A 23,862-nucleotide genomic window follows, 5' to 3' on the forward strand; every position below is an offset into this window, starting at 1 on the left:
GAAGATAGAAGATTAAGGTTAAATTTATCCTCATGAAAAACTCAAAAGGATAGTATTAGTCTGTAATAAGCTGTTATTTTTCATCCTCATCCCCATCCTCATCTTCATAAATTTCAGCATTAGATTTATTAGCTTTATCACGGCGTTCCTTATCATTTTCTAAACGATATAGAAATTCACAAGTATCTTTTAAGAGGTTCAGTTGACGACCTGCTAAACGAGCGCGATCACCAGCAAAACATTTTTCAAATACTTCTAAAACAAAATATCGTGCAAAATCTAAAATTGCATCTCTTTCCTCATCACGATGAGTGATAACCCAACGTCCCTCTGCTGTTGAATTACGGACTCTCTCCATCAATTTGAAAATCTTGGCTGCCACAGCATCAACTAATACTTCGCCTTGAAAACAACTTTTGTCAGCTTTGATAATAGTTTCAGCAGCCTCATCAATTGGTTTCAAGATAGCATTAGACTTTATTGGTTTTCCTTTACTAGATTTTGCTCTGTAGAATTTGCGGTAAAGGTCAGTTAATTTTTTGGGATGATGCAAGTGTGATTCTTCTGCCATAGTCCATTTCTCCAATTGAAAATCATATTTAGCATAAGGGTCAAAACAAGGGTAAAAGTGGTGAGCATAAAGCTTGATTTTACTCAAACTTAGAGCATCAAGTTTTTGGTTACGTACCCAACGATTGAGGTAAGAAAAGACGTACAAAGGACTGGTTTCAAAATCCTTTGCTAGTTCCGTAAATTTACCCCAGTTGGCATCATAACCAGATTTACCTTGTCTAGCATTCACATCCAGGTGAATTGCATAGGCGGCGGTAAGCACATTCAGAGGTGCGGCGTATTGAATGCCGTTGTCTTCCCAACCCTCCAGGATGTAATCTAGACGGAAGCGATCGCGTCTGACTAATGCACGGAAAGCATGAGGCGCACTATCCAGAAACACGCTTTCTTCAAATTCTGCACCATCATTAAACGGTGGAATTGGTGACTCAGACACCACAGTTTTAACATCTAAAATCATCGGGAAAGCAAACGCCAACCAACTAGGCATTATCCAAGATTCGGTATCGGTGCTATCTCGTCCTGGCGGTAATGCCATGAAGTAAAATGTTAAAGGTTGGTCATCAGGATAAGACAGTTTAAATGTCCGGTCTTTGTCACGTTCTAAGTTTTCATCAATTAAGAAAGCGTCTACACTTTGGTAATTTTCTCGTTCTAAGTTTGCCTGTAAATCTTTACTAATAAAGTGGTTACGGACGCTAGTATCAAAGCGAGTTTGAGCAATTCCGTTGTAGGCTTTTTGTAAAAACTTATTGGTTTCTGGTGTGAAATAATAAGTCGGGTAGAAATAAAGATAGCGATATTTTCCATCTTCAAATCGTTTACCCACAGCTTGCGTTTGATTCATTAAAATTTGCCTCAGCATCATCTCTACACCCGCAATACTGGAGATGTTGCGCTTGGAGTTAGAACCTCCTAACATTTGCTTATTTGTATAAACTTGAGGAGTAAATAAAACTGCCGATTCCATCTGTTCTGTCACTGTATAAGCAGAATGGGATATTGAGCAGATTAATTGTTTTCCTCGTCCTGGTTTTTTTGCAGCATTATAGTTATTTAACTCCGCTAAAAATGTATCGACTTGAGTTTTAGCTGATGCTTCTTGATTTGTATTGGATAACATCACAACTCGTGATACCCACAGCCTTAAATCATCCCAACCATCGGGTAATTCGTACTGTGAAATGATGGGTGAAATTAAACCTGTGAGATATTGAATCACTTCCTGACAAGTTTGACGAACACTCTCAATCCCAGGATGATTTTCTAAATATTTAGCAGCCAGATAATACCATTCATAGGGTACACCTCCCGTATTTCCTTTTAATTTGTTTTCTTTGAGACTTTCGTTGATGCGTTGAATTTTTATAATTTGAGGTAAGTATCCTGTCAAATTCCAAAATTCTGCAACTTTGTGCGTTAAATCTAAAGCTGGTACTTCCGGTAACTTTTTATCTTTCTTGCGAATATCCGCAATCCGATGTACCGTTTCATCCCAAATTTTGCGACTAACTAAATCACCAAACTCAGCTATTTGATCAATGCGGATATCATCATCAAATTTAAAGTCATAGTCAGCAGGTAAAACGCCTTGTTTTTGAAATTTAATTAAATTATCACTGCGACTTTTAGCAACTGAAACTTTGTTTGGGTTTAAGATGCGTAAAGTTGCATCTAAAGCTACCTGCATCAAGCCAGGAGAATCAAAAAATAAGTTGTAATATTCGGCATATTTCATGCCTTTCCCATCTCTACCAAAACCTGTTTGTCTCAGGCGCAGTTGTCCTGCACAAAGCGATTTAATATTATCAACTACTCTGTCTGGTAAGTCTTGCGGTGAAATAGGAGGCGCATAACGCGCAGCTAAATAAATTACGCCAGTTGGCAGATATAACAAAGGTTCATAGTAGGTATGCTCATCTGTATTCAGGCTTGTATGAGCCTGAATTAAAGCATTGTTAACTACATTAGTTAAAACGCCTCTATTTTCAGCAATGCTGTGATAGGTAAGCTTTAATTGTCCATCACTTAAAAAGTGCAGAACTTCTTTAAGTTTTGGGTGTTCTGCGTCTTGGGGATGTTTAACAATTGAGGCGAGAGAGTCGGCTAATAAAGTTAAACCTGATAGTTGTCGCAAGGTGCGATCGCGCAATACTGGATTCAACCCAAACTCTGAAAAATTCCAGTTAGTATCCCAGCGACTTTGTGCATTATAAGCCATGCACAGTAAATCATCAATATATTCTTGATAAGCCTCTGGATTCTCTGGATTGATAAATTTATCCAGTCCTAATTGGCGGACTTTGGTATCAATAATTGGGCGATGTTCTGCTAACGGTAACTTCCGGCAATCATTCGGTACATCAGGGAACTTTTCAAAGTCATGTAAAATAAACCCAGCAATTACTAATCGCCGTTCTCTTTCTTTCACCACTCGCCGGACTGTAGTATCAAGCTGCTGTAAACGTCTCTCAATTAAATTAGCAGGAAATAACCCATTTAATAAGTGTGTATTCAACGATTGATCAGCAGCATTATCTCGTCTAACTTTAGTTTTTCCTTCAGCTTCTCTTTGCTGGTCAATTGCATCAAAATACTTACCACCTTTAGCAGTGACACCAATCGCTATGCGTAATAGATTTGGTAACACATACTCAGCGAAATCTGCCATTACGGAATCATCAGGATTTTGTGCCTGAATTGCTTCGCGTAGTAGTTTCAGGCTGAGTAATTCTCCTTGTGTTTCGATAGTGCGGCTACCATCACCATCAAATCCAAAATCACCCGATAACCAATCAATATCAGTCATTGTTTTATCTCCAAATTTTTACTCCACTCCTTCTAAAAGTTTTGCCACTTGCTCAGGAGCAGGAAGTTGATTTCTTAAATCTTGAGGCAATGAAGAAAATACTTTGTAAGTTGCCACACCAATTGGTTTATTGGATTCTCTCAGTGCATATTCAACAATGGTTTTGTTCTTAGATTTACACAGAATAATCCCAATTGATAGATTTTCATCTGGTAGTCGAGATAAATCATCCAAAGCTGCCAAATAAAACTGCATTTTTCCTACATACTCAGGTAAAAATTCTCCAGTTTTTAACTCAACAGCAACTAAACACTTTAATTGACGATGATAAAGCAATAAATCAATAAAAAATTCCTGACCACCAATTTCTAAGCGATACTGACTACCAACAAAAGTAAATCTGCCCCCCATTTCTTGCAGGAATGGTTCAACTCTTGCTAAAATTGCTTGCTCTAGTTGTCGTTCGCTGTGTTCATCTGCTAATTCTAAAAAATCAAAAGTATATTCATCTTTGACTGCTAGTTTTAACTGGTTGCGAATCTCTGCGGGAACAGTTTGGTTAAAATTCGTTTGGTTTAGGAGAGTTTTTTCATAAGTTTGATTTTCGATTTGGTGAATCAAAACATTCTTTGTCCAGCCAAATTTACGAGTCATTCTGATGTAAAATTCTCTTTCTAGGTCATCTTTGCACTTCTCTAAAATGACTATATTGTGAGTCCATCCAATTTCTGCCACCAATGGTGGCAGAATTTCTTTCGAGTGATAAGTTAGATAAAAATCTCGCATTCTCCAAATATTACGAGCAGAAAATCCGCTAATACCAGGAAACTCTGTTTGTAAGTCTTTTGCTAACTGTTCCACTACAGATTTACCCCAGTCTGCTTCCTGCTGTTGGGTAACAATCATCTTTCCAATATCCCAGTAAAGGGCAATGAGTTCTTTATTTACTGCCTTCAATGCTTCATACTGGGCAGAACGAATGCGTTGTTTGACTTCCATTAGTAAATTTTTGTATTCGTCTGGAATTGGTTTACTCATAAAATAAATTTATTCTTATGAACGACCAGACAGATTTATCAGATGAAAAAATAGGGGCTTTCAAACTGACAAATTCTCAGCCCCCATTTAGACTTATGCAACTAATCTCACAAACTGCTTAGGATTTTTGTGAGATTTTTGTGGAAATAAATCTAGTTCCAGCTGTTTATACTCGATACATGATCGAGTCTCTTTTATCTGCTGTTCTTGTCCATGAATCAGACTAGGCTGATTAGATGTATAAGAGCGCAGATCAAAGAGTTCCAGCTGTTTATGATTCTCCATATAGCTGAACCTCCAATTAAATTGTTTTGCTGGAGGCTTCTGGCTAGAAATAAGAAAACAATGCGCGTCAGAGGGATAAAATATCGTCCAACGAGTCTCCGTTCCTGTACTCAAGCGTTGAAGCCACACTTGATCGTGATGGTAACATAGTTTTATTGAGTTCAGTATTAGAAGACAGTTCATTTTTGTGAATAAAAATTTTATTTTTTGAGAAAATAATGTAATATCTAGATTAGTGGTAGCAAAACTTGCTTCACAACATATGGGCAAACAGTAATCCCTATCAGGGATTGAAACTTCCGATACTGTTCTCAGGCGTTTATGCCTTATTGCCCATACTTGCAAGCTATACAATAAATTAGTAAAAGCTTGCTTGATTCTATAATCCCTATCAGGGATTGAAACTATATTGACTGCTAAAAGTTTCACCCCTAAATTTATCCAACCTGGAAATATGGATTGAAACCTCAAGCAATCCATATCTCATCTCCTTTGCTTTTGAAGGTGTAGACTAAGGTATCAAGCAACAAAGCAGAATGACCAAAAGCTATAGAATAGGGTGCTGTCGTGTCATGAACATTGTTGCGATCGCTAATTGGATAAATCTGAAAGTGCATTGGTAGCCTTAGCCGCATTCGCACTTCTGCCACAGGACGGCGCAGTACGTAACAGACTAAACCTTCCTTCTTAAGTCGTTTGTTAATTGCACCAATCCATTGATTGTCAGGTTGCCAAATTTCCACACCTGTTAAAACCTGAACTTTCCAAGCATCTGCAATTGGCTGCAAATCCCCAGAGTAGGTAAATTTCCAATTCAGCCTTTCCTCACGGTAGGAACGCAACTTCATAAATGCTAGACAGTGAGCAAATCTACCTTTAGCTATAAGTTGTCCGGTACGTGCTGCGGTTTCCTTAAGTGTCCGTGCAAATGCCGCTTCAGTCCACACTTCAATTTCTAAATTACCTAAAATTCCAGGTAAATCGTAGGTTTTAAATCTGTCTACTTCGTTTTCTTCCGTTAAATCATACAAACCACATTGCAAAGGACTCGAACCGCGAAAACTAGCAGCATCATCAGCAATGGGATTACCTAATTTACCTGATAGTGCTTGCCAATCTTTTGCCCATCCTGAAACACGTCCACCTACAGATTTTAAACTGGTGTCAAATACTTGCTCACAGGCTTTTAGCAACTGTTCTCGGCTTTGGGCATACTGTTCTTTAATCGTGCGATCGCTTAATTGCCAACACAAGTAAAATGACTGTACTGCACCCCAACGTTTATAATAGCCACGAAAATCATTAATTTGGCGATATTTATCAGCGATGATGTTATGAAAAGTGGGGCGATCGCAAATACTATTTACCTCTAAAGGTGGTCTATCTCCCAGAAATAACCGTTCTACTAAAAAGTTAGGTACTAACGCAAAAGCCGTAAAGTTTTGAAACTGAATTTGTTGACCAGCTTTTTCATAGCCATCATGCCTACCCAAGCGTCCCAAACGTTGAATAAAGTTACCAGCATCGGACGATTCAAAAATCAAGAAATTGATTTTAAAATCAACACCTACATCAATTGTGCTAGTTCCCAAAACTAAATCAGCCGACAGACTGCGCTCTTTTTCTGCCTTTCCTGATAAACCCGTATTTTCTCCTACCTGTAATCCATAAGGCTGCAAAATTCCTTGAAAAAATGGAGTCAACCGTTTAACTGCTGCGATAGAGTTGAGAATCATCGCCCCTTTACTACCTGGATATTGCTGAAACTGCTCTAAAATCAAATTACTATTTTCCTTTAACCAAACTTCCGATGCTTTAAAACTCGGCTCTAAAGGAATAAAATTCAGCGAAATTGTCCGCGCAACTTGTCGCCATCCTTCAGTTTTGAGTCGCTGTTCTTGTTCTGGGGTATCAGGAAATTGATATTTATTTTTATCAATAGGATTAATTTCTTGACAACGAAATCCTGCTGTTTCTAATTTACCAATTAAATTACTATCTGGTGTTGCAGAAAGAAACAGAAATTTCTTCCGGCGATTTGTACAGCGAATTAACAACATAGTGTTAATCACGCTGGCTATTTGTGGAGCAGCAAAAACATGAAATTCATCGAAAATGAACAAATCAAAATCTTTGTCAATTTTACCCCATAGTTTATCGGGACTATCGCCACGAATTATATAAGCCCCTCTATGTAAATAATGGAAAATATCTGGATTAGTTAATAACGCTTCTCTTTGGCTAGTGAGAGTAGAAATTGCTGCGCCTTTTTTCAATCCTTCATTTTCTGCATAAACTTCTAAATCAGCACCACTTAATCTGACTACACGCGGTTGATTTTCTGGTTTAAATATTTCTATATATCCTTTAATCTGCGTTTCTTGGTCACGGGCTAATTCATTAGTTGGGTAAAGTCCAATTGCTGAAAATTCACCCTGGAGAACTTCTAAATATGCAGCCAAGCTTTTACCATCGCCTGTCATCGCAGTGTTGAACACTACATCAATATTAGGATTTCGTAGTGCTTCTAAAGTAGCAGCTTGATGCCAAGAAAGCGACCAATTTTTCGGTATTTGCACCCCATCAGGTGTGGGGACTGTTTGCGAATAAACGGGTTTGAGAGTAATATGATATGGTTCTGTCATTTATCTTTTTCCTGTACTTCAATATCCTGATATTCCTGAATACTGTCTTTTTGAACTATCCATAATTTACCAGTCGCATCTGCTGCTTCCATCCCAGCAATTAGCGTTTGTGTAACTGTACGGTAATCCTCAAAATTAGGATGGGATGGTAAACGAATAACTATAATTCCTGTATATTGAGAAGGACAATATTTAAGTCGATTTGCAAAACCTCTATCTATTGTTAATAAACATCTACCTTCCCGATGGCAAATATCAATTAATTCTTCATCAGGGGTGGAAATTAAACCTTGTTCTCGTACAGTTGCAACATCATGTCCTGCAAGACGTAATAATGTTACTACTCGCAAACTACCAAGATTCTCATCAAGTTTAATATTCACTTTTTTATTTCCTTTTGTACCCCAAGAGGAATTTCTACATAGCTATTTCTAGCCATTTCTGCGCCATAGGCAATACAAGCTAAAATATCCTCTCTTTCTAAACCTGGGTATTCTGCCAAAATTGTCTCAATTGTTTCTCCACCTGCCAGTAAATCCAAAATCAGAGACACCCATATACGATGACCTTTAATACAAGGTTTACCAAAACAAATATTGGGGTCAATGGAAATTCGAGAGAGTAAATTATTCATAGTCATTCCTGGTTCTCCGAATTTGCGAGTTTTCTTTTTAAGGAATCCCTGTTTACTAATTTTATCTTCGGATATATATTTGCAATACTTAAAAAACTGTCCGTAACTCGTTGTTATTCACTATAATGCCATGCAAAATAAAAGCTGACAAGAGATACAAGTATAAAAGTGTCCGTATATTTTTATGAGTCGTAAAGGTCAGTCTATAACCCTATCGGTAACAGAACGAGATAAAGCCGAACTAGAAGCGATCGCCCGTGAGTTCGGTATGATGTGGGGAGAAGATCCTAATATCTCCAAACTCATCAAAGCGATCGCCCAACGTCAGCTAATTATTGGTAAAAATAATGATTGGCAAGAATCGCGCATCCGCGCCTTACATCGGTGTATTGGTGCTTTAACCGATATCGGACAAGTAGAACAAGCGGAAATTATTGCTCAATTGTTACTAGAACGTGGTGAACTATCAATACCACTGCGGAACGAAATTCAAGCCTTCCTAGGGAACACACCCCCAACTTGGCGTGTGCAAATAGATCGCTATATTCTCCGTCAGCAACCCTTTCAACTTTCCTATCAAGATGCAGCAGAGCGAGTATTTAATTTTACAGTTCGCCATGCCAAAATTACACCCCACGAAAAGCGAGAGTATCTTGATTGCTGGTGTGAGGAGATAGCAGGAAATTTGGATATCCCAGAACTTACACATAACTGGTGTTTTCGTTTAGACCGCATACTAGATGCCGCCGTTACGCAAATTGACGGTGAATGGCGATCGCACTTAGACCAAATAGAAGTGGAAATGCACTTATTAAATAACTTAGCTTTTGCTTATCAAGCTAAAGCAGAAGATGTCTGCAATGAATGGCTACCAGATCAAGCGCGAGTGCGGCGAGTTGTGAGGCGTGTACCTAATACCTTTTGGTTTATTCGGGAAATCATGCAATATACCCCCGATTGCGTGATTGTATCGCCAGAAAACGTGCGATCGCTCATCAAACAAAAGTTGTTAAGTTGCTGTCAACATTATGATTTGAAAATTTCTGACTAAACCAGGAGATACAGCTTTTAAACAACAAAATCATCACTCAAAGGCGCAAAGCAAAACTTTGCGCCCAGACGCAAAACAATTCAATATTCTACTTACAACCTAAAGACTCACGAGTATCCACACCAGTTTTAGAATTTACCCCGCTAGCTTTTGTACAAAGTTTTTTTACTTGTGGCCCATCTAAAACCGCATTTGTAAAATCCGTCCCAGTGATATCAACATTATCAAAAGTAGAACGCAGCATCATTGCATCTGTTAACACTGCATCACTTAAATTAGCATTCTTGAACTTAGCCAGATAAGCTATGCCATTACTAAAATCCACACCATGCAGATTTACACCCTCTAACACAGTGCCATTAAACACACCACCGCGTAAATCAGCATCGCTAAAGTTAGCGTTCTCTAAATCCGCATTAGTAAACTCAGCACCAATTAAACTTTGACCACTAAAATCTTTACGCGCGACTTCATCACCAGCAGAACGAGTAATGCTAGAAGAACTAGCAGCTTCCGCCGACAGAGGAAACAACAACAAAATCATAGCTAGCACAAAACTAGCTAGCACTCGCCAATATCTCATAATGTCTTCTTAACAAAACTCAACATTCCCATTTAATATTAAACATTACTGAGTGGTGAGTGGTAAGTAAAATGCCCCCATTCCCCATTCCTAGAGAAATAGGATATACATTAAAGTGCGATCGCATAAGCATAACTACCCGTGGCTAATCAACAACAAACTGCCGAAACCTTAGCACGAACCCCTTTATATCAACAGGGTGTAGAACTCAAAGCCCGCTTTACCAGCTTTGGCGGTTGGGAAATGCCGGTACAATATAGCGGTATCACCCGTGAACACGAAGCGGTAAGAAATGCCGCCGGGATGTTTGATATTTCCCACATGGGCAAATTTACCCTCCAAGGTAAAAACTTAATTTCTCAACTTCAGGGTTTAGTACCTTCAGACTTGAGTAGATTACAACCAAGTCAAGCCCAATACACCGTCTTATTAAATCCCCAAGGCGGCATCATTGACGACATCATTGTTTATTACCAAGGTGAAGATCCCACTGGCACACAACAAGCCGCCATCATCGTCAATGCAGCCACCACCGCGAAAGATAAAGTTTGGTTATTACAACATCTTGACCAAAACCAGGTGCAATTCCAAGACCTGTCTAGAGAAAAAGTCTTAATTGCAGTACAAGGGCCAAAAGCCATCAAATATCTTCAACCTTTAGTTAAAGAAGACCTACAGCCAATCAAAGCCTTTGGACACCTCCAAGGCACAATATCAGGTAAACCCGCCTTTATCGCTCGCACAGGTTACACGGGGGAAGATGGCTTTGAAGTGTTATTAGACCCAGATGTCGGGATAGAATTATGGCGCACTCTGAATGATGCTGGTGTCGTTCCCTGTGGATTGGGTGCAAGAGACACTCTACGTCTAGAGGCAGCGATGGCACTTTACGGGCAAGATATTGACGACACCACCACCCCCTTAGAAGCTGGATTAGCTTGGCTAGTTCACCTCGATACCAAAGGAGACTTTATTGGTAGAGCAGTTTTAGAACAACAAAAAGCTAACGGTGTACAACGTCGCCTCGTAGGTTTGCAAACCCAAGGACGTAACATTGCCCGACACGGCTACCCAGTAATTGCAGACGGTAAAGTAGTAGGAGAAGTCACCAGTGGCACCCTATCGCCCACCCTTGGTTATCCCGTAGCCCTAGCCTACGTTCCGACTCAACTCTCAAAAGTAGGACAGCAATTAGATGTAGAAATTCGTGGCAAATCATACCCAGCAAATATAGTCAAGCGTCCCTTTTATCGGTCGAAGAAGAGGGATTAGGGATTGGGGACTGGGTATTGGGGATTGGGGATTGGGGATTGGGGACTGGGGATTGGGGACTGGGGATTGGGGACTGGGGATTGGGGACTGGGTAAAAATTCTCCCTTGTCTCCCTCATCCCCCTCATCCCCCTCATCCTCCCCTGCCCCTAATTCCTTCAAAATATTGACCTCCTGGGTGTGTTGTAAGATACTCAATCTACAGTTAATTACTAAATATCACCTCACTGTTAGGGCGATAAGTTTTTGATATTGAAGAGGAAAAGAAATGTCGTCGTTTGAATACCCTCAAGATTTGAAATATTTGGATACTCATGAATATGTACGGCTAGATGGGGAAATTGCCACTATCGGCATTACCGAATTCGCCGTAGATCAATTGGGTGATGTGGTATTTTTAGAACTGCCAGACATTGGCGACGCGATTACCAAAGGAGATACCTTTGGCTCAATTGAATCAGTCAAAGCCGTCGAAGAATTGAATGCACCCATTACCGGCACAGTCATAGAACGCAACGAAGCTTTAGTTGAATCTCCCGAAGCAGTTGCAGATGACCCCTATGGCGAAGGTTGGTTTATCAAAGTCCGCGTCAATGACGCTGATGAAGTCAACGATGCGTTAACAGCAGATGAGTATCGCGCTGAGGTGGAAGGGGAGTAGGGAGTAGGGAGTAGGGGGGCAGAGGGGCAGGGGGCAGGGGAGGATGAGGGGGATGAGGGGGATGAGGGGGATGAGGGAGAATTTCTTCCTAACTCACCAATCCCCAATCCCCAGTCCCCAATCCCCAGTCCCCAATCCCCAATAAATTGTCAATGAATCAATAACTACCCCGACTTGTCTAGAGTATTTATTGCAAAATATGAATTAGTAGCGTCTGGAGTTTAAGTTTGTGGTATTTTATGCTTCTATTTCTCAGTCTAGCGATCGCCTACACTCCACCGAAGGTGAACGCCAGTCACTAGACAAACAATATAATTTTATACAAAGACATATAGGCCCCAGTTCTGAAGATATCCAGCAAATGCTTGAGGTATTGGGTTTATCTAGCCTAGATGACTTCATTGATAAAACCGTACCTACAGCAATCAGACTGAATCAATCGCTACAGTTACCAGAAGCACAAACTGAGTACGCTGCTCTAGCAAAATTACAACAAATTGCTACTAAAAATCAGGTGTTTCGCTCATACATAGGGATGGGATATTACGATACCATCACTCCCCCTGTCATCCAGCGCAATATCCTGGAAAACCCCGGTTGGTATACAGCTTACACCCCTTATCAGCCAGAAATCGCCCAAGGCAGGCTAGAGGCGCTGCTCAATTTCCAGACTATGATTATTGACTTAACAGGTTTGGAAATCGCCAACGCTTCATTATTAGATGAAGCTACAGCCGCCGCCGAAGCTATGACGATGAGTTACGGCGTGTGCAGAAATAAAGCCACTGCCTATTTTGTTTCCTGTGACTGCCATCCCCAAACTATCGATGTGTTGCAAACCCGTGCAAAACCCTTGGGGATTGAGATTATCATTGGCAACCATCACACCTTTGATTTTGCTCAACCAATTTTCGGGGCAGTTCTGCAATATCCTGCTAGTGATGGCACTATCTACGACTACCGCGCTTTTATTGAAAAAGCCCATGCTCAGGGTGCATTGGTAACGGTAGCAGCAGATCCCTTAAGTTTAACTTTGCTCACTCCTCCCGGTGAATTTGGGGCTGATATTGCTGTCGGTAGCACCCAACGCTTCGGTATTCCCTTGGGCTTTGGTGGCCCTCACGCTGCATACTTTGCTACCAAGGAAGAATACAAGCGACAAGTTCCAGGGCGGATTGTAGGTGTGTCTAAAGATATCAACGGTAAAACAGCTTTGCGTCTGGCTTTGCAAACCCGTGAACAACACATCCGCCGGGAAAAAGCTACCAGTAATATTTGTACTGCCCAGGTTTTACTCGCAGTCATGGCGAGTATGTACTCTGTCTATCATGGCCCCGACGGTATCAAAAATATTGCCGAGAATATTCACCAGCTAACCGCTATCTTGGCAGCAGGATTAAAGCGTCTGGGTTATCAGATTAGTTCAGAACATTTCTTTGATACTCTGCGGGTAGAGTTGGGAACACAAAATCTAGAAGCGATTCTCGCAGATTGCCAAGCTCGAAATGTTAATTTGCGGGTTTTCGATAATACTGCTGTCGGTATATCTTTAGATGAAACCACGACTTTAGAAGATGTCATCGAACTCTGGCAAATTTTTGCGTTGACTGATGAATTACCCTTCACAGTCGCAGAAATCACAACTTCCTCTCATATTCCCCTTGCCCGTACTAGCGAATACTTAACACACCCTGTTTTCAACCGTTATCACTCCGAAACAGAATTACTGCGTTATCTCCACAAATTAGAAACCAAGGATTTGTCTCTGACTACATCGATGATTCCCTTGGGTTCTTGCACCATGAAGTTAAACGCCACCGCCGAAATGATTCCGGTGACATGGGCGGAATTCGGTAAAATTCACCCCTTTGCACCAGCGTCACAAACACAGGGTTATCAAATTCTGTTCCAACAACTAGAGGCATGGTTAGGAGAAATCACCGGTTTTGCGGGAATTTCACTGCAACCTAATGCTGGTTCCCAAGGGGAGTACGCCGGACTGTTGGTGATTCGTCAGTATCACGAAAGCCGAGGAGAAGCACACCGCAACGTCTGTTTAATTCCCACCTCCGCCCACGGCACAAACCCAGCTAGCGCGGTAATGTGTGGGATGAAAGTTGTAGCAGTCGCCTGTGATGCCAACGGTAATATTGATGTTGAGGACTTAAAAGCCAAAGCAGAAAAACACAGTCATGAATTGGCGGCGTTGATGGTGACTTATCCCTCAACTCATGGCGTATTTGAGGAAGCGATTCAAGAAATCTGCGCGGTAGTTCATAGTCACGGTGGCCAAGTCTACATGGATGGGGCAAATATGAACGCCCAAGTCGGGATTTGTCGTCCTGGTGATATTGGTGCAGATGTGTGTCACCTGAACTTACACAAAACCTTCTGCATTCCCCACGGTGGCGGCGGCCCCGGTATGGGGCCAATAGGTGTTGCATCTCATCTTGTCCCTTTTCTTCCTGGGCATCCTGTAGTGGGGAGTAGGGAGTGGGGAGTCGGGAGTGGGGATAAGAAAATGCCTAATTCTCAACTTGGTGCGGTTTCGGCTGCACCTTGGGGTAGTGCTAGTATTTTGGTGATTTCTTGGATGTATATTGTCATGATGGGGGCAGACGGCTTGACGCAAGCTACCAAGGTGGCAATTCTCAACGCCAATTACATCGCTAAGAAATTGGAAACCTACTATCCGGTGTTGTACAAAGGGCAGAATGGTTTAGTTGCCCATGAATGTATTTTAGATCTGCGATCGCTCAAAAAATCCGCCAACATCGAAATTGATGATATCGCAAAACGCCTGATGGACTACGGTTTCCACGCCCCGACTGTCTCTTGGCCTGTAGCGGGGACAATCATGGTTGAACCCACAGAAAGCGAATCTAAGGCAGAATTAGACCGTTTTTGTGAGGCGTTGATTGCCATTCGGGCAGAAATCGCGGCTATTGAGTCAGGTAAGATGGATGCTCAAGATAATCTCTTGAAAAATGCACCCCACACCGCCGAAAGTCTCATTGCTGGTGAATGGACTCATGCCTATTCCCGTGAACAAGCCGCCTATCCCGCACCGTGGACAAGAGAACATAAATTCTGGCCGAGTGTGGGCAGAATTGACGCGGCTTTTGGGGATAGGAATTTCGTTTGTTCTTGTCTACCAATGGATGCTTATCAGTAAATCAAGTTGTAGCTTGGTTGATGTGAAATAAATAGGCGATGTCTACGACGGGCATTGCCTACGCTCCTAATTTTATTGTAGAGATAATGGAGCGATCGCCTTTAATTTAGTAATATAGCAGGGGACAGGTGACAGGTAACAGGTGACAGGTGACAGGTGACAGGTTTAAAAGCCTCTGATGGTAATGGTTTTAGGCTAGGTTAGCCTAAGAGCTATATCAAACGAGTTATCGATACAAGTTACTGTCGTTAGGACACTAAGTTCTGTCGTTAGGACACAAGTTACTGTCGTTAGGACATTAAGTTCTGTCGTTAGGACATTAAGTTCTGTCGTTAGGACACTAAGTTCTGTCGTTAGGACACTAAGTTCTGTCGTTAGGACACTAAGTTTTCAAGCCTCTCTCCTGGTAGAGGCTAAGGTGTACACACAAATTTTGGCATAGTGTATTTATTTATCCCGCCTCGGAATTATAGCGGTTTGCAGTTGAGTCTAATACAGACCTAACCCCCAACCCCTTCCCTTGTAGGGAAGGGGAGTAAGCCTCAAAGCCTCTCTCCTTGTAGGAGAGAGGTTTGGAGAGAGGTTAGAGTGTATTGCATACAAACGAGAAGTGCTATAATTCCGAGGCGGGATATTAGATTCAGCGTAAAAATTTCCGACTTGTTGTAAAATAATTTGCCCTAATTTAAGTAGAAATGCTAATAATTCTCGGCAAAATGTTAATAAAAAATTAAATTATTTGTGAACTTCGCTGAAGCGGAACGAAGTTAAATTAAGACAAACTAGCTTTATCAGGATTTTTGAGGAGCATAGTTATGTCTCGCAAAAAACGCACATCCCGCGTTGTAGAAAAAGCAGAGTTAAGATCCTCTGGACTTAAAGCAATTGATCCAAAGATGGATTTTGGTAATAATTGCAATCTAGAAAATATGACCAAGCTCATAGAAGAATATCGGAGTAAAATTGATGCTTATAATACTGCGTTAGCTGTCATCGACTCATCCAGAACTCAAATGACAGAGTTAGAAAAGAACTTGGGCGAACTATCAGAGAGAATGTTAATTGGTGTTGCTTTTAAATATGGCAAAGACAGCATTGAATATGAAATGGCTGGTGGTGTCAGAAAAAGCGATCGCATTCACAGAAGCATGGTGAGCCGCATCAAAGCTAATTCAGAAATTTTATCTACTGATACTTCTCAAAGTGCATAATTAGTCACTATTCATCTATTAAATACAAGGAACACTGTATAGCGGTGTTCCTTTTGTTTTTGAGGGGAAGATGAGAGCGATCGCCCCTAAATTTACTCCTCTGCTTTCTCTATTATTTCTAATAATTCCTCTTTGGTTTGCTTGGCGAATTGAACACTGGTGATAGTAGCTAGTGCGCCGCCTCCGGCTGTGAGGCTGGCTTCAGATACTTTGTTGAAGTACAGTAATCCTACACCGCCTAACGTCATGATGGCAGAAGCGGCTGTGACACTCAACGCAACATTGAAAGTTAATTTTGCTTGGCGCAATAGTTCTTGCATCAATTCTGCTTTTAAATTATGATCATTGTGATTTTGCATTGTTAAGCTCCTTAATATTTACCTGTAGAATTTGGATATTGGTATCCTAATAAAGACAATTTAGATATTCCAGGGCAATTAGATTGGATTAATCTTGATTATCTGCCCTGCAATTTAGGGCAATTAAGGTTACTTGTAAAACCTATCTGCCCTAGACAACAAAGTCCAAATTTGTTTATAGTTTTATTAGTTTTATTCTTATTTAAAAACTTATTATGCTTGATTCCCATAAAGTAAAGGCTAGTGAAGCAGGAAAAACTCGGCTCAGAGAAGCCATGAAACAAGCAAAATTGACTCAAGAAGAACTAGCAATTCAAGCTCATGTCAGTGTTGATACTATTAAACGGTTACTAGAGACTAAACCTGCTCCTAACGGAGTCGAAAAGTGGGCTGTGAAAAATATTGCTAAAGTTTTAAAGATTAGCCCGTTAGATATAGTTTCTCCTCAAGATTGGAATCAACATCTGCAATTATCACAAGAGTTTGCACCGCTTATTCAAGAAAAGATTCGCTCATTTTGTGGGCGTGGATTTGTATTTAAATCTTTTGAAGACTTCCTTAATCAATATCCCAAGGGCTATTTTACGGTAATAGGTGATGCTGGGATGGGGAAAAGTGCCATAGCAGCCAAGTATGTTTATGACCATAAAGCGATTTGTTATTTTAATGTCTTGCAAGATGGACGCAATCGCCCAGAATTATTTCTCAAAAGCATTCGACAACAGCTAATTAATCGCTATCAGTTAGAAAATGCTGAGAATGATGATTTATCAGCTTTATTAATGAAAGCTAGTACCAAAATTCCTGATGGTGAAAGATTGGTAATTGTAGTTGATGCGTTGGATGAAGTGGAACAAGAAGCGGGGGCAGAAAATATTTTATATTTGCCTAAAACTCTACCAAATAAAGTTTACTTCTTGCTAACGAGGCGACGTTATGAGCCTAATAAAAAGCGGTTATATACTGAAGGTGTTAAGCAGGTAGAGTTAAATTTAACTGCAAATGAGTATAATCAATTAAGCCGTAAAGATATCCAAGACTATATCCACTTCATTCTCAACAATGACCCAGAGCATAAAGATGGTTTGAGAAAGTGGATGCAGGAGAAAAATATTGTTGATGAAACTTTTATTGAGCAGGTAGCAGCGAAGAGTGAGAATAATTTTATGTACCTGCGCTATGTTTTACCAGACATTAGCAAGGGTGTTTATCAAGATTTAAGTTTAGAACAACTGCCCGATGGGCTTCAGGAATATTATCAAACCCACTGGGCGCGGATGGGGATGAATGAAAAACCCAATGAATTAAAGGTATTTATCCTCTATATTTTAGTAGAAATTGGTACGCCGATACCCTGTGAGATGATAGCTGATATCGCTCAACAGGATGATGAAGATAATGTGCAGAATGTTTTAAATGATTGGGTGGAATATTTGAAACAGCAAGTTATAGATAATGAGGAATGCTACAGCGTTTATCACGCTAGTTTCTTAGACTTCTTAAAAGCTCAAAGAGCATTGCAAGCCAATAAAAAGATATTCAAGGAAGTTAATCAGCGCATTGTTGATTACTGGGAACGGGAGAGGGGTGAAGATGGCGCAGATTTCTAAAAAATCCAGGGCAACCAAATCTTATGCTGATAAAGCTTATCTGGGCAAGTATCCTTACAACCTCATTGAGTCGGAAAATGTAGAAAAGTATTATCAACTGCTGACTAATTTTGACTTTATCCAAGCCAAAATTAATCATCCTGAGTTTGGGGTGCAGGCATTAATTGAAGATTATGATTTGATTGATGAATTAGCAGAGTTAGAACGCCCAGAATATAACTCAAAAAAAGTCAAAACCCTCAAGTTAATTCAACAAGCTTTGCAACTATCAGCCCATGTTGTGGCAATTGATAAAACCCAGTTAGTCAGTCAGTTGCACGGACGGTTGCTAGACAAAAAAATATCAGAAATTCCCGCACTATTAACACAAGCCAAGCAGCAAACTACCGCTCCTTGGTTGCGTTCTTTAACTGCTAACCTAACACCCGCAGGGGGCAACTTAATTCGCACCCTGACTGGTCATAGTAGCTCGGTAACAGCAGTCGCCGTTGCCCCCGATGGGCAACGGGTGATTTCCGCATCCTCTGACAGCACAATCAAGGTGTGGTCACTCCAGACGGGGGAAGAACTACGCACTCTCTCTGGTCATAGTAGCGGGGTAACAGCAGTCGTCCTCACCCCCGATGGGCAGCAGGTGATTTCCGCATCCTCTGACCACACAATCAAGGTGTGGTCACTCCAGACGGGGGAAGAACTACGCACTCTCTCTGGTCATAGTAGCGGGGTAACAGCAGTCGTCCTCACCCCCGATGGGCAGCAGGTGATTTCCGCATCCGACGACAGCACAATCAAGGTGTGGTCACTCCAGACAGGCAAAGAACTACGCACTCTCTCTGGTCATAGTCACTGGGTAAAAGCAGTCGTCCTCACCCCCGATGGGCAGCAGGTGATTTCCGCTTCCTATGACGAGACACTTAAGGTGTGGTCACTCCAGACAGGCAAAGAACTACGCACTCTCTCTGGTCATAGTCACTGGGTAAAAGCAGTCGTCCTCACCCCCGATGGGCAACAGGTGATTTCCACTTCCTCTGACAACACGCTGAAGGTGTGGTCACTCCAGACAGGCAAAGAACTACGCACTCTTACTGGTCATAGTGACTGGGTAACAGCAGTCGCCCTCACCCCCGATGGGCAGCAGGTGATTTCCGCATCCGACGACAGCACAATCAAGGTGTGGTCACTCCAGACGGGGGAAGAACTACGCACTCTCTCTGGTCATAGTCGTGAGGTAACAGCAGTCGCCGTCACCACCGATGGGCAACGGGTGATTTCCGCTTCCTCTGACGAGACACTTAAGGTGTGGTCACTCCAGACGGGGGAAGAACTACGCACTCTCTCTGGTCATAGTAGCAGGGTAACAGCAGTCGCCCTCACCCCCGATGAGCAGCAGGTGATTTCCGCTTCCTCTGACGGCACAATCAAGGTGTGGTCACTCCAGACGTGCAAAAAACTACGCACTCTCTCTGGTCATAGTGACTGGGTAACAGCAGTCGCCGTCACCGCCGATGGGCAACGGATGATTTCCGCTTCCTCTGACGGCACAATCAAGGTGTGGTCACTCCAGACGGGGGAAGAACTACGCACTCTCTCTGGTCATAGTCGTGAGGTAACAGCAGTCGCTGTCACCGCCGACGGGCAACAGGTGATTTCCGCTTCCTCTGACAACACGCTGAAGGTGTGGCATCTCCAGACAGGGGAGGAACTACTCACCCTGAGTGGTCATAGTGAATGGGTAACAGCAGTCGCCGTCACCGCCGATGGGCAAAGGGTAATTTCCGCTTCTTCTGACAAGACGCTGAAGGTGTGGCATCTCCAGACGGGGGAACTTATCGCCACTTTCACAGGAGAATCCCCCTTTTATAGCTGCGCAGTTGCACTCGATGGCGTGACCATTGTGGCAGGGGATAGTTCTGGTAGGGTGCATTTTTTGCGTCTTGAAGGCATAAAAGGAGGATAAGAGAAAATAATTTTATCTGCCAAAGATGTCGCTGACGCTAATATTCACATCGGGGAAAGCTGGAATGAATAAAGTTTGACCGCTAGTAAATTTATGAATATGCTGATAGCCTGAGGCAACTGGTTGTTGATAAACTTCCACAATTTGCTCATGAATATCTACTAACCAAACTTCCATGATGTTTGCTACTGCATATAAAGGAATCTTCTCTTCCCGGTCATACATCACAGTCGAATCAGCCACCTCAATCAGTAAAAAAATATCCTGGGGTTGGGGGTGTGCGCTTTCATAAAAATCATCACGGGGTTTGAGTAATGCAACATCCGGCTGAGGTTCTGAATTATTGTTCAACGCAATAGGATTTTGAGCAGCAACTATGACACGCTTTCCCAACAACTGCACCAACAAATTAATCAGACGATTCACACAAGCAGCGTGTTTTGTCCCTATCGGCGACATCTCAATAATCTCTCCCCGTATCAGTTCTAATCGGTCATCTTCTGTAAAAATACCCGACTCAATCATTTTGTGGTATTGCTCAACTGTGAACTTCCGTCTTAATAACTGCACAGTCATAACTACCCCCAATCTCACCTTATCTTTTAATTATTTCTCATAATTATGAATTCATCACCCACACCACCCGCCACTAATCATCCCAGAGGACATCCTAGGGAGTTTGAGCCAATTATTACCGCAAAAAGCCACAACTTTATCGGGCGTGAATTTGTCTTTACAGCGATTCATGACTTTATTCACCGTTATCATCGCGGTTACTTTACTATCATCGGCGCACCCGGTAGCGGTAAAAGTGCGATTCTGGCTAAATATGCCCTAGATAATCCTGATGTTGTCTATTACAACGTGGAACTTGCAGGTAAAAATCGGGCTGACGAATTTCTGAGGAATATCTGCACGCAATTGTTAGAGACGTTGCAGGAAACATCTGTCAATCACCTCCCAGATAACGCCACAGACGGGAGTTGGTTTTTATCGTTGCTACTTCAGCAAATTAGTGAACAGTTGCAAGACAATCAAAAGTTAATTATTGCCATTGATGGGTTAAATTTTATTGACCGCAATTTACAACCCCCAGGCGCGAATTTGTTTTATCTCCCCCGCTATCTCCCGGATGGTGTCTACTTTCTCCTCACCCGTAGACCATTTGTCAGGGAAAAGTCGGGTTTGTTAATTGAAGCACCGTCTCAAAGTCTGGATTTAGCAGATTATCCAGCAGAAAATCGGCGGGATGTTGAAGGTTATATTCGGGAGAACCTAACCCCCCTAACCCCCCTTCCCTACGAGGGAAGGGGGGGACATGAGACTGGACGAGGGGGACAAGAAAATTACTCCCCTCTCCTTGCAGGGGAGGGGTTGGGGGAGGGGTCAAGCGAACAAGAATTCTGCACGCACCTCACCACGGAATCGGAAAATAATTTTATGTACCTCAGCCAGATTCTTCAAGCTATTGCTGATGGTTTCTACTCTGAACCGTTTCAATACAATCAAATTCCCCCAGGTTTAGAGACATATTATCAGCAGCACTTACAGGCAATGATTCCACCTGCACAACACTCAGAATTTACCTCGGCGGTGTTGCGTCAATTAGTCAAGCAGCCAACACCAATATTAGCAGCCGCGATCGCTGAGATTCTAGATACAGATGAATTTGAAGTTGAGGAAGTTCTAGAACATTGGACTGAATTTTTACAACAGGAACGCAACGCTGAAGCAACTGATTACAGTCTTTATCATTCCCATTTCCGTGACTGGTTGATTAAACAACAAAGCATTGAGTAAACACTTTTAAGTATTTACCTCAATCGATTTAATAGCCTCTAACTCTTCTTTGATAGATAGAGGTTTATACCCCAAGATAAACGCCTGAGAACTATCTAAAGAAACATCTGCTGGTCTTGGTGCTGCCATTTTCACATCTTGCTGACGACAACCTTTAAGTCCAGTCTCAGGCAGTTGAAAAACCTCGACTAAAAGCCGCCCGAAATCATAGCGAGAAATCCGTTCTTTGCCGCCTAGATGAATAATGCCATGCACTTTTTCTAATGCTAATAACAACCCCTGCGCCGCAGTATCTGCACTGGCTGGTGTGCGAAATTCATCAATAAATAAATTGAGTTCTTTGCCTGCTGTTAAAATTTCAATAAATGGCTGAATAAAACTTGTGGCTGTCGGTGTGGCATTACCAAACATTAATGGCATTCTGCACACTGCTGTCATGGGATAGCGTTCTAACATCCCTATTTCTGCTAATACTTTTTGCTCACCATAAATATTAACGGGACACACCGCATCTGTTTCTTTGTAAGGAGCATTTAAGCCATCAAAAACTAAATCAGTTGATGTAAAAGCACAAGGAATTTGATAATCTGCACACAGCCCGGCAATATTACAAGAGGCAATAACATTAACTAGATGTGATTCTTCAGGATGGGTTTGACAAAAGTTTGGTTGCGATCGCGCGGCTGTATGAATAACTGCATCCGGTTGAATTTCTTGAAATATCTGCTTTAATTCTGCAAAGTCGGTTAAATTTAATTTAATTAAATTAATCCCAGGAATTTCTAAATCATGGGAGCAATAAGTTCCATAAACTTGCCAATTTTGTTTAGCTATTTGGCAAAGATGCCATCCCAGAAAACCACTTGCTCCTGTAATTAACAGTTTTCTCATATCCAGCCTCTAGCCCCTCTCCTCTAGCTCCTTTTTCTCCTGAATCAATTCCTGAAACTGCTGATTATTGCGTACTTTAGCAAAATCTGGGTCAACTTTGGCTAACTGTTGGTACTTATCGGGGGCGAGTTGAATCGCTTTTTTTAAATTAGTAATAGTTAATCCCAGATTACCTTGTAAGGCATAGGTACAAGCCTGATTGTAATAGGCTTCTGGTTTTTCCGGGTTGAGGGCGATCGCTCGTTCATAGGACTTTAACGCCTCTTGATATCGTTGCATTTTCGTCAACGCAATCCCCCGATTAATCCAAGCTGCGGCTTTGTTGGCTTCGAGGGCGATCGCTTTGTCGTATGCTGCTACTGCACCTTGATAATTTTGCAGAGTTATTAATACATTGCCTCGGTTATACCAAGCTTCATCCTTCTGTGGCTGGAGAGCGATCGCTTGATCGTAGGATGAGAGGGCATCTTTATATTTTTGCAAGGATGCTAAGGCATTACCCCGATTAATCCAAATATCTGCACTCTCTGGTTTAATGGCGATGGCTTGATCATATACGGCGATCGCATCTTGATAACGTTGCCCATCAAATAAATGATTCCCTTGCAGAAATAACTGCTCTGCTTTTTGGCTATCCTTTACTTCTGTAAGTACCTGGGAAACATTAATCTGCTTTACCACTTCCTTAGTCTTTTGTGTCGATGACTTTACCCCATCACTACAACCAAAGACAAAGAAAACAATAAAACCACAGGCAACTAAACATTGTCGCCCGATCATACTGCACCTATAGAACTCATAAACCAATGTTAAAACTACCCATTTTCTGAAATCGTATTAGCCATCACGAATGTGTTGAGATAGTTTTGTGCATATTTTGACAGTTTACTCTACTTCTTGAAATAACTGTTGGTCATGAAACTTTACCATACTGTGTTAATGAAAGCAAATTGTTACTATGTCCTGAAACTCAAAAGTCGTGAAATTACTGGATACTTGGTGAAGCAATAGATTATGCCCCACCAGGCGATCGCAGTTATTATAAGACTGCTATTTGATGAAACATTCTCTTTAGACATCTCCAGAAATTAAATATGCGTTTTCCAGAAACCTTGTAGAGACGTTCCATGAAACGTCTCTACATTCTTTTTTGGAGATGTCTTTTGACTTCTAGCTGTCACCTGTAACCTGTAACCTATCACCTGTAACCTGTAACCTGTAACCTGTAACCTGTAACCTGTAACCTGTCACCTGTAACCTGTCACCCATCTTTATTGAATACCTTGGGTAATTGATTCTACTAGGGCAA

Annotated in this window: 19 protein-coding genes; 8 read left to right on the forward strand and 11 right to left on the reverse strand. The window is 41.7% G+C overall.

From position 1 onward, the window contains the following. Positions 1-73: 73 nt before the first annotated feature. The 5 genes from cas10d to NOS7524_RS04555 all read right to left on the reverse strand — a co-directional run bounded on the left by cas10d (position 74) and on the right by NOS7524_RS04555 (position 7,990). Complete coding sequence (gene cas10d, locus NOS7524_RS04530; RefSeq protein ID WP_015137289.1) at positions 74-3,382, reverse strand: type I-D CRISPR-associated protein Cas10d/Csc3; 3,309 nt, start codon at positions 3,380-3,382, stop codon at positions 74-76. An 18-nt stretch (positions 3,383-3,400) separates the two neighbouring features. Then, positions 3,401-4,420: a PDDEXK nuclease domain-containing protein gene (locus NOS7524_RS04535; RefSeq protein ID WP_015137290.1), complete on the reverse strand. Its 1,020-nt coding sequence runs from the start codon at positions 4,418-4,420 to the stop codon at positions 3,401-3,403. Between the two features lie 752 nt (positions 4,421-5,172). Then, the gene (gene cas3 / locus NOS7524_RS04545; protein WP_015137292.1) at positions 5,173-7,350 is read right to left on the reverse strand and encodes a type I-D CRISPR-associated helicase Cas3'; all 2,178 of its coding nucleotides are present in this window, start codon (positions 7,348-7,350) and stop codon (positions 5,173-5,175) included. Next, complete coding sequence (locus NOS7524_RS04550; protein WP_015137293.1) at positions 7,347-7,733, reverse strand: DUF5615 family PIN-like protein; 387 nt, start codon at positions 7,731-7,733, stop codon at positions 7,347-7,349. Before NOS7524_RS04550 ends, cas3 begins: the two co-directional genes overlap by 4 nt. Beyond that, positions 7,730-7,990 carry a DUF433 domain-containing protein gene (locus tag NOS7524_RS04555; RefSeq protein ID WP_015137294.1) on the reverse strand — a complete coding sequence of 87 codons (261 nt, stop codon included), beginning with the start codon at positions 7,988-7,990 and terminating at the stop codon, positions 7,730-7,732. Before NOS7524_RS04555 ends, NOS7524_RS04550 begins: the two co-directional genes overlap by 4 nt. A gap of 178 nt (positions 7,991-8,168) precedes the next feature. Here NOS7524_RS04555 and NOS7524_RS04560 point away from each other — a divergent pair, with 178 nt between their 5' ends. After that, a complete protein-coding gene (locus tag NOS7524_RS04560) occupies positions 8,169-9,035 on the forward strand; it encodes a WYL domain-containing protein (RefSeq protein ID WP_015137295.1) in 867 nt (288 codons plus the stop codon). 88 nt (positions 9,036-9,123) lie between these two features. Here NOS7524_RS04560 and NOS7524_RS04565 read toward each other — a convergent pair whose 3' ends face one another. Then, positions 9,124-9,618, reverse strand: coding sequence for a pentapeptide repeat-containing protein (locus NOS7524_RS04565; protein WP_015137296.1), 495 nt, complete (start codon positions 9,616-9,618; stop codon positions 9,124-9,126). 141 nt (positions 9,619-9,759) lie between these two features. Between NOS7524_RS04565 and gcvT the strand changes: the two genes are divergently transcribed. Beyond that, positions 9,760-10,890: a glycine cleavage system aminomethyltransferase GcvT gene (gene gcvT / locus NOS7524_RS04570; RefSeq protein ID WP_015137297.1), complete on the forward strand. Its 1,131-nt coding sequence runs from the start codon at positions 9,760-9,762 to the stop codon at positions 10,888-10,890. Here the strand turns inward: gcvT and NOS7524_RS29840 are convergent. Next, positions 10,887-11,051, reverse strand: a complete 165-nt coding sequence (locus tag NOS7524_RS29840; protein ID WP_171815346.1) for a hypothetical protein — start codon at positions 11,049-11,051, stop codon at positions 10,887-10,889. The genes gcvT and NOS7524_RS29840 overlap by 4 nt on opposite strands. Positions 11,052-11,157: 106 nt before the next feature. On the opposite strand from NOS7524_RS29840, the gene gcvH reads away from it, so the two are divergent. The 3 genes from gcvH (at position 11,158) to NOS7524_RS04585 (ending at position 15,936) form a co-directional block, all read left to right on the forward strand. Then, entirely contained in the window at positions 11,158-11,550 is a 393-nt protein-coding gene (gene gcvH / locus NOS7524_RS04575; RefSeq protein ID WP_015137298.1) for a glycine cleavage system protein GcvH, read from the forward strand. Positions 11,551-11,779: 229 nt separating this feature from the next. Continuing rightward, positions 11,780-14,725, forward strand: a complete 2,946-nt coding sequence (gene gcvP / locus NOS7524_RS04580) for an aminomethyl-transferring glycine dehydrogenase (protein WP_015137299.1) — start codon at positions 11,780-11,782, stop codon at positions 14,723-14,725. An 815-nt stretch (positions 14,726-15,540) separates the two neighbouring features. Beyond that, entirely contained in the window at positions 15,541-15,936 is a 396-nt protein-coding gene (locus tag NOS7524_RS04585; RefSeq protein WP_015137300.1) for a hypothetical protein, read from the forward strand. A gap of 92 nt (positions 15,937-16,028) precedes the next feature. Here the strand turns inward: NOS7524_RS04585 and NOS7524_RS04590 are convergent, their stop codons facing one another. Beyond that, positions 16,029-16,295 carry a TRADD-N-associated membrane domain-containing protein gene (locus NOS7524_RS04590; protein ID WP_015137301.1) on the reverse strand — a complete coding sequence of 89 codons (267 nt, stop codon included), beginning with the start codon at positions 16,293-16,295 and terminating at the stop codon, positions 16,029-16,031. Between the two features lie 215 nt (positions 16,296-16,510). On the opposite strand from NOS7524_RS04590, the gene NOS7524_RS04595 reads away from it, so the two are divergent. Then, positions 16,511-17,905 carry a helix-turn-helix domain-containing protein gene (locus tag NOS7524_RS04595; protein ID WP_015137302.1) on the forward strand — a complete coding sequence of 465 codons (1,395 nt, stop codon included), beginning with the start codon at positions 16,511-16,513 and terminating at the stop codon, positions 17,903-17,905. Beyond that, positions 17,889-19,862 (forward strand): beta-propeller domain-containing protein, encoded by a 1,974-nt coding sequence (locus NOS7524_RS04600; RefSeq protein ID WP_015137303.1) that lies wholly within the window; start codon positions 17,889-17,891, stop codon positions 19,860-19,862. Before NOS7524_RS04595 ends, NOS7524_RS04600 begins: the two co-directional genes overlap by 17 nt. Positions 19,863-19,874: 12 nt before the next feature. Here NOS7524_RS04600 and NOS7524_RS04605 read toward each other — a convergent pair whose 3' ends face one another. Further along, positions 19,875-20,438 carry a Uma2 family endonuclease gene (locus NOS7524_RS04605; protein WP_015137304.1) on the reverse strand — a complete coding sequence of 188 codons (564 nt, stop codon included), beginning with the start codon at positions 20,436-20,438 and terminating at the stop codon, positions 19,875-19,877. A gap of 45 nt (positions 20,439-20,483) precedes the next feature. On the opposite strand from NOS7524_RS04605, the gene NOS7524_RS04610 reads away from it, so the two are divergent. Continuing rightward, positions 20,484-21,662, forward strand: a complete 1,179-nt coding sequence (locus tag NOS7524_RS04610; protein ID WP_015137305.1) for an ATP-binding protein — start codon at positions 20,484-20,486, stop codon at positions 21,660-21,662. A gap of 6 nt (positions 21,663-21,668) precedes the next feature. On the opposite strand, the gene NOS7524_RS04615 is transcribed toward NOS7524_RS04610, so the two are convergent. Both NOS7524_RS04615 and NOS7524_RS04620 read right to left on the reverse strand, forming a co-directional pair. After that, positions 21,669-22,553: an SDR family oxidoreductase gene (locus NOS7524_RS04615; protein WP_015137306.1), complete on the reverse strand. Its 885-nt coding sequence runs from the start codon at positions 22,551-22,553 to the stop codon at positions 21,669-21,671. 9 nt (positions 22,554-22,562) lie between these two features. Next, positions 22,563-23,333 (reverse strand): tetratricopeptide repeat protein, encoded by a 771-nt coding sequence (locus NOS7524_RS04620; protein ID WP_015137307.1) that lies wholly within the window; start codon positions 23,331-23,333, stop codon positions 22,563-22,565. Between the last annotated feature and the right edge of the window lie 529 nt (positions 23,334-23,862).

Origin of the sequence: Nostoc sp. PCC 7524 (assembly GCF_000316645.1) — a bacterium.
Classification (GTDB): Bacteria; Cyanobacteriota; Cyanobacteriia; order Cyanobacteriales; family Nostocaceae; genus Trichormus.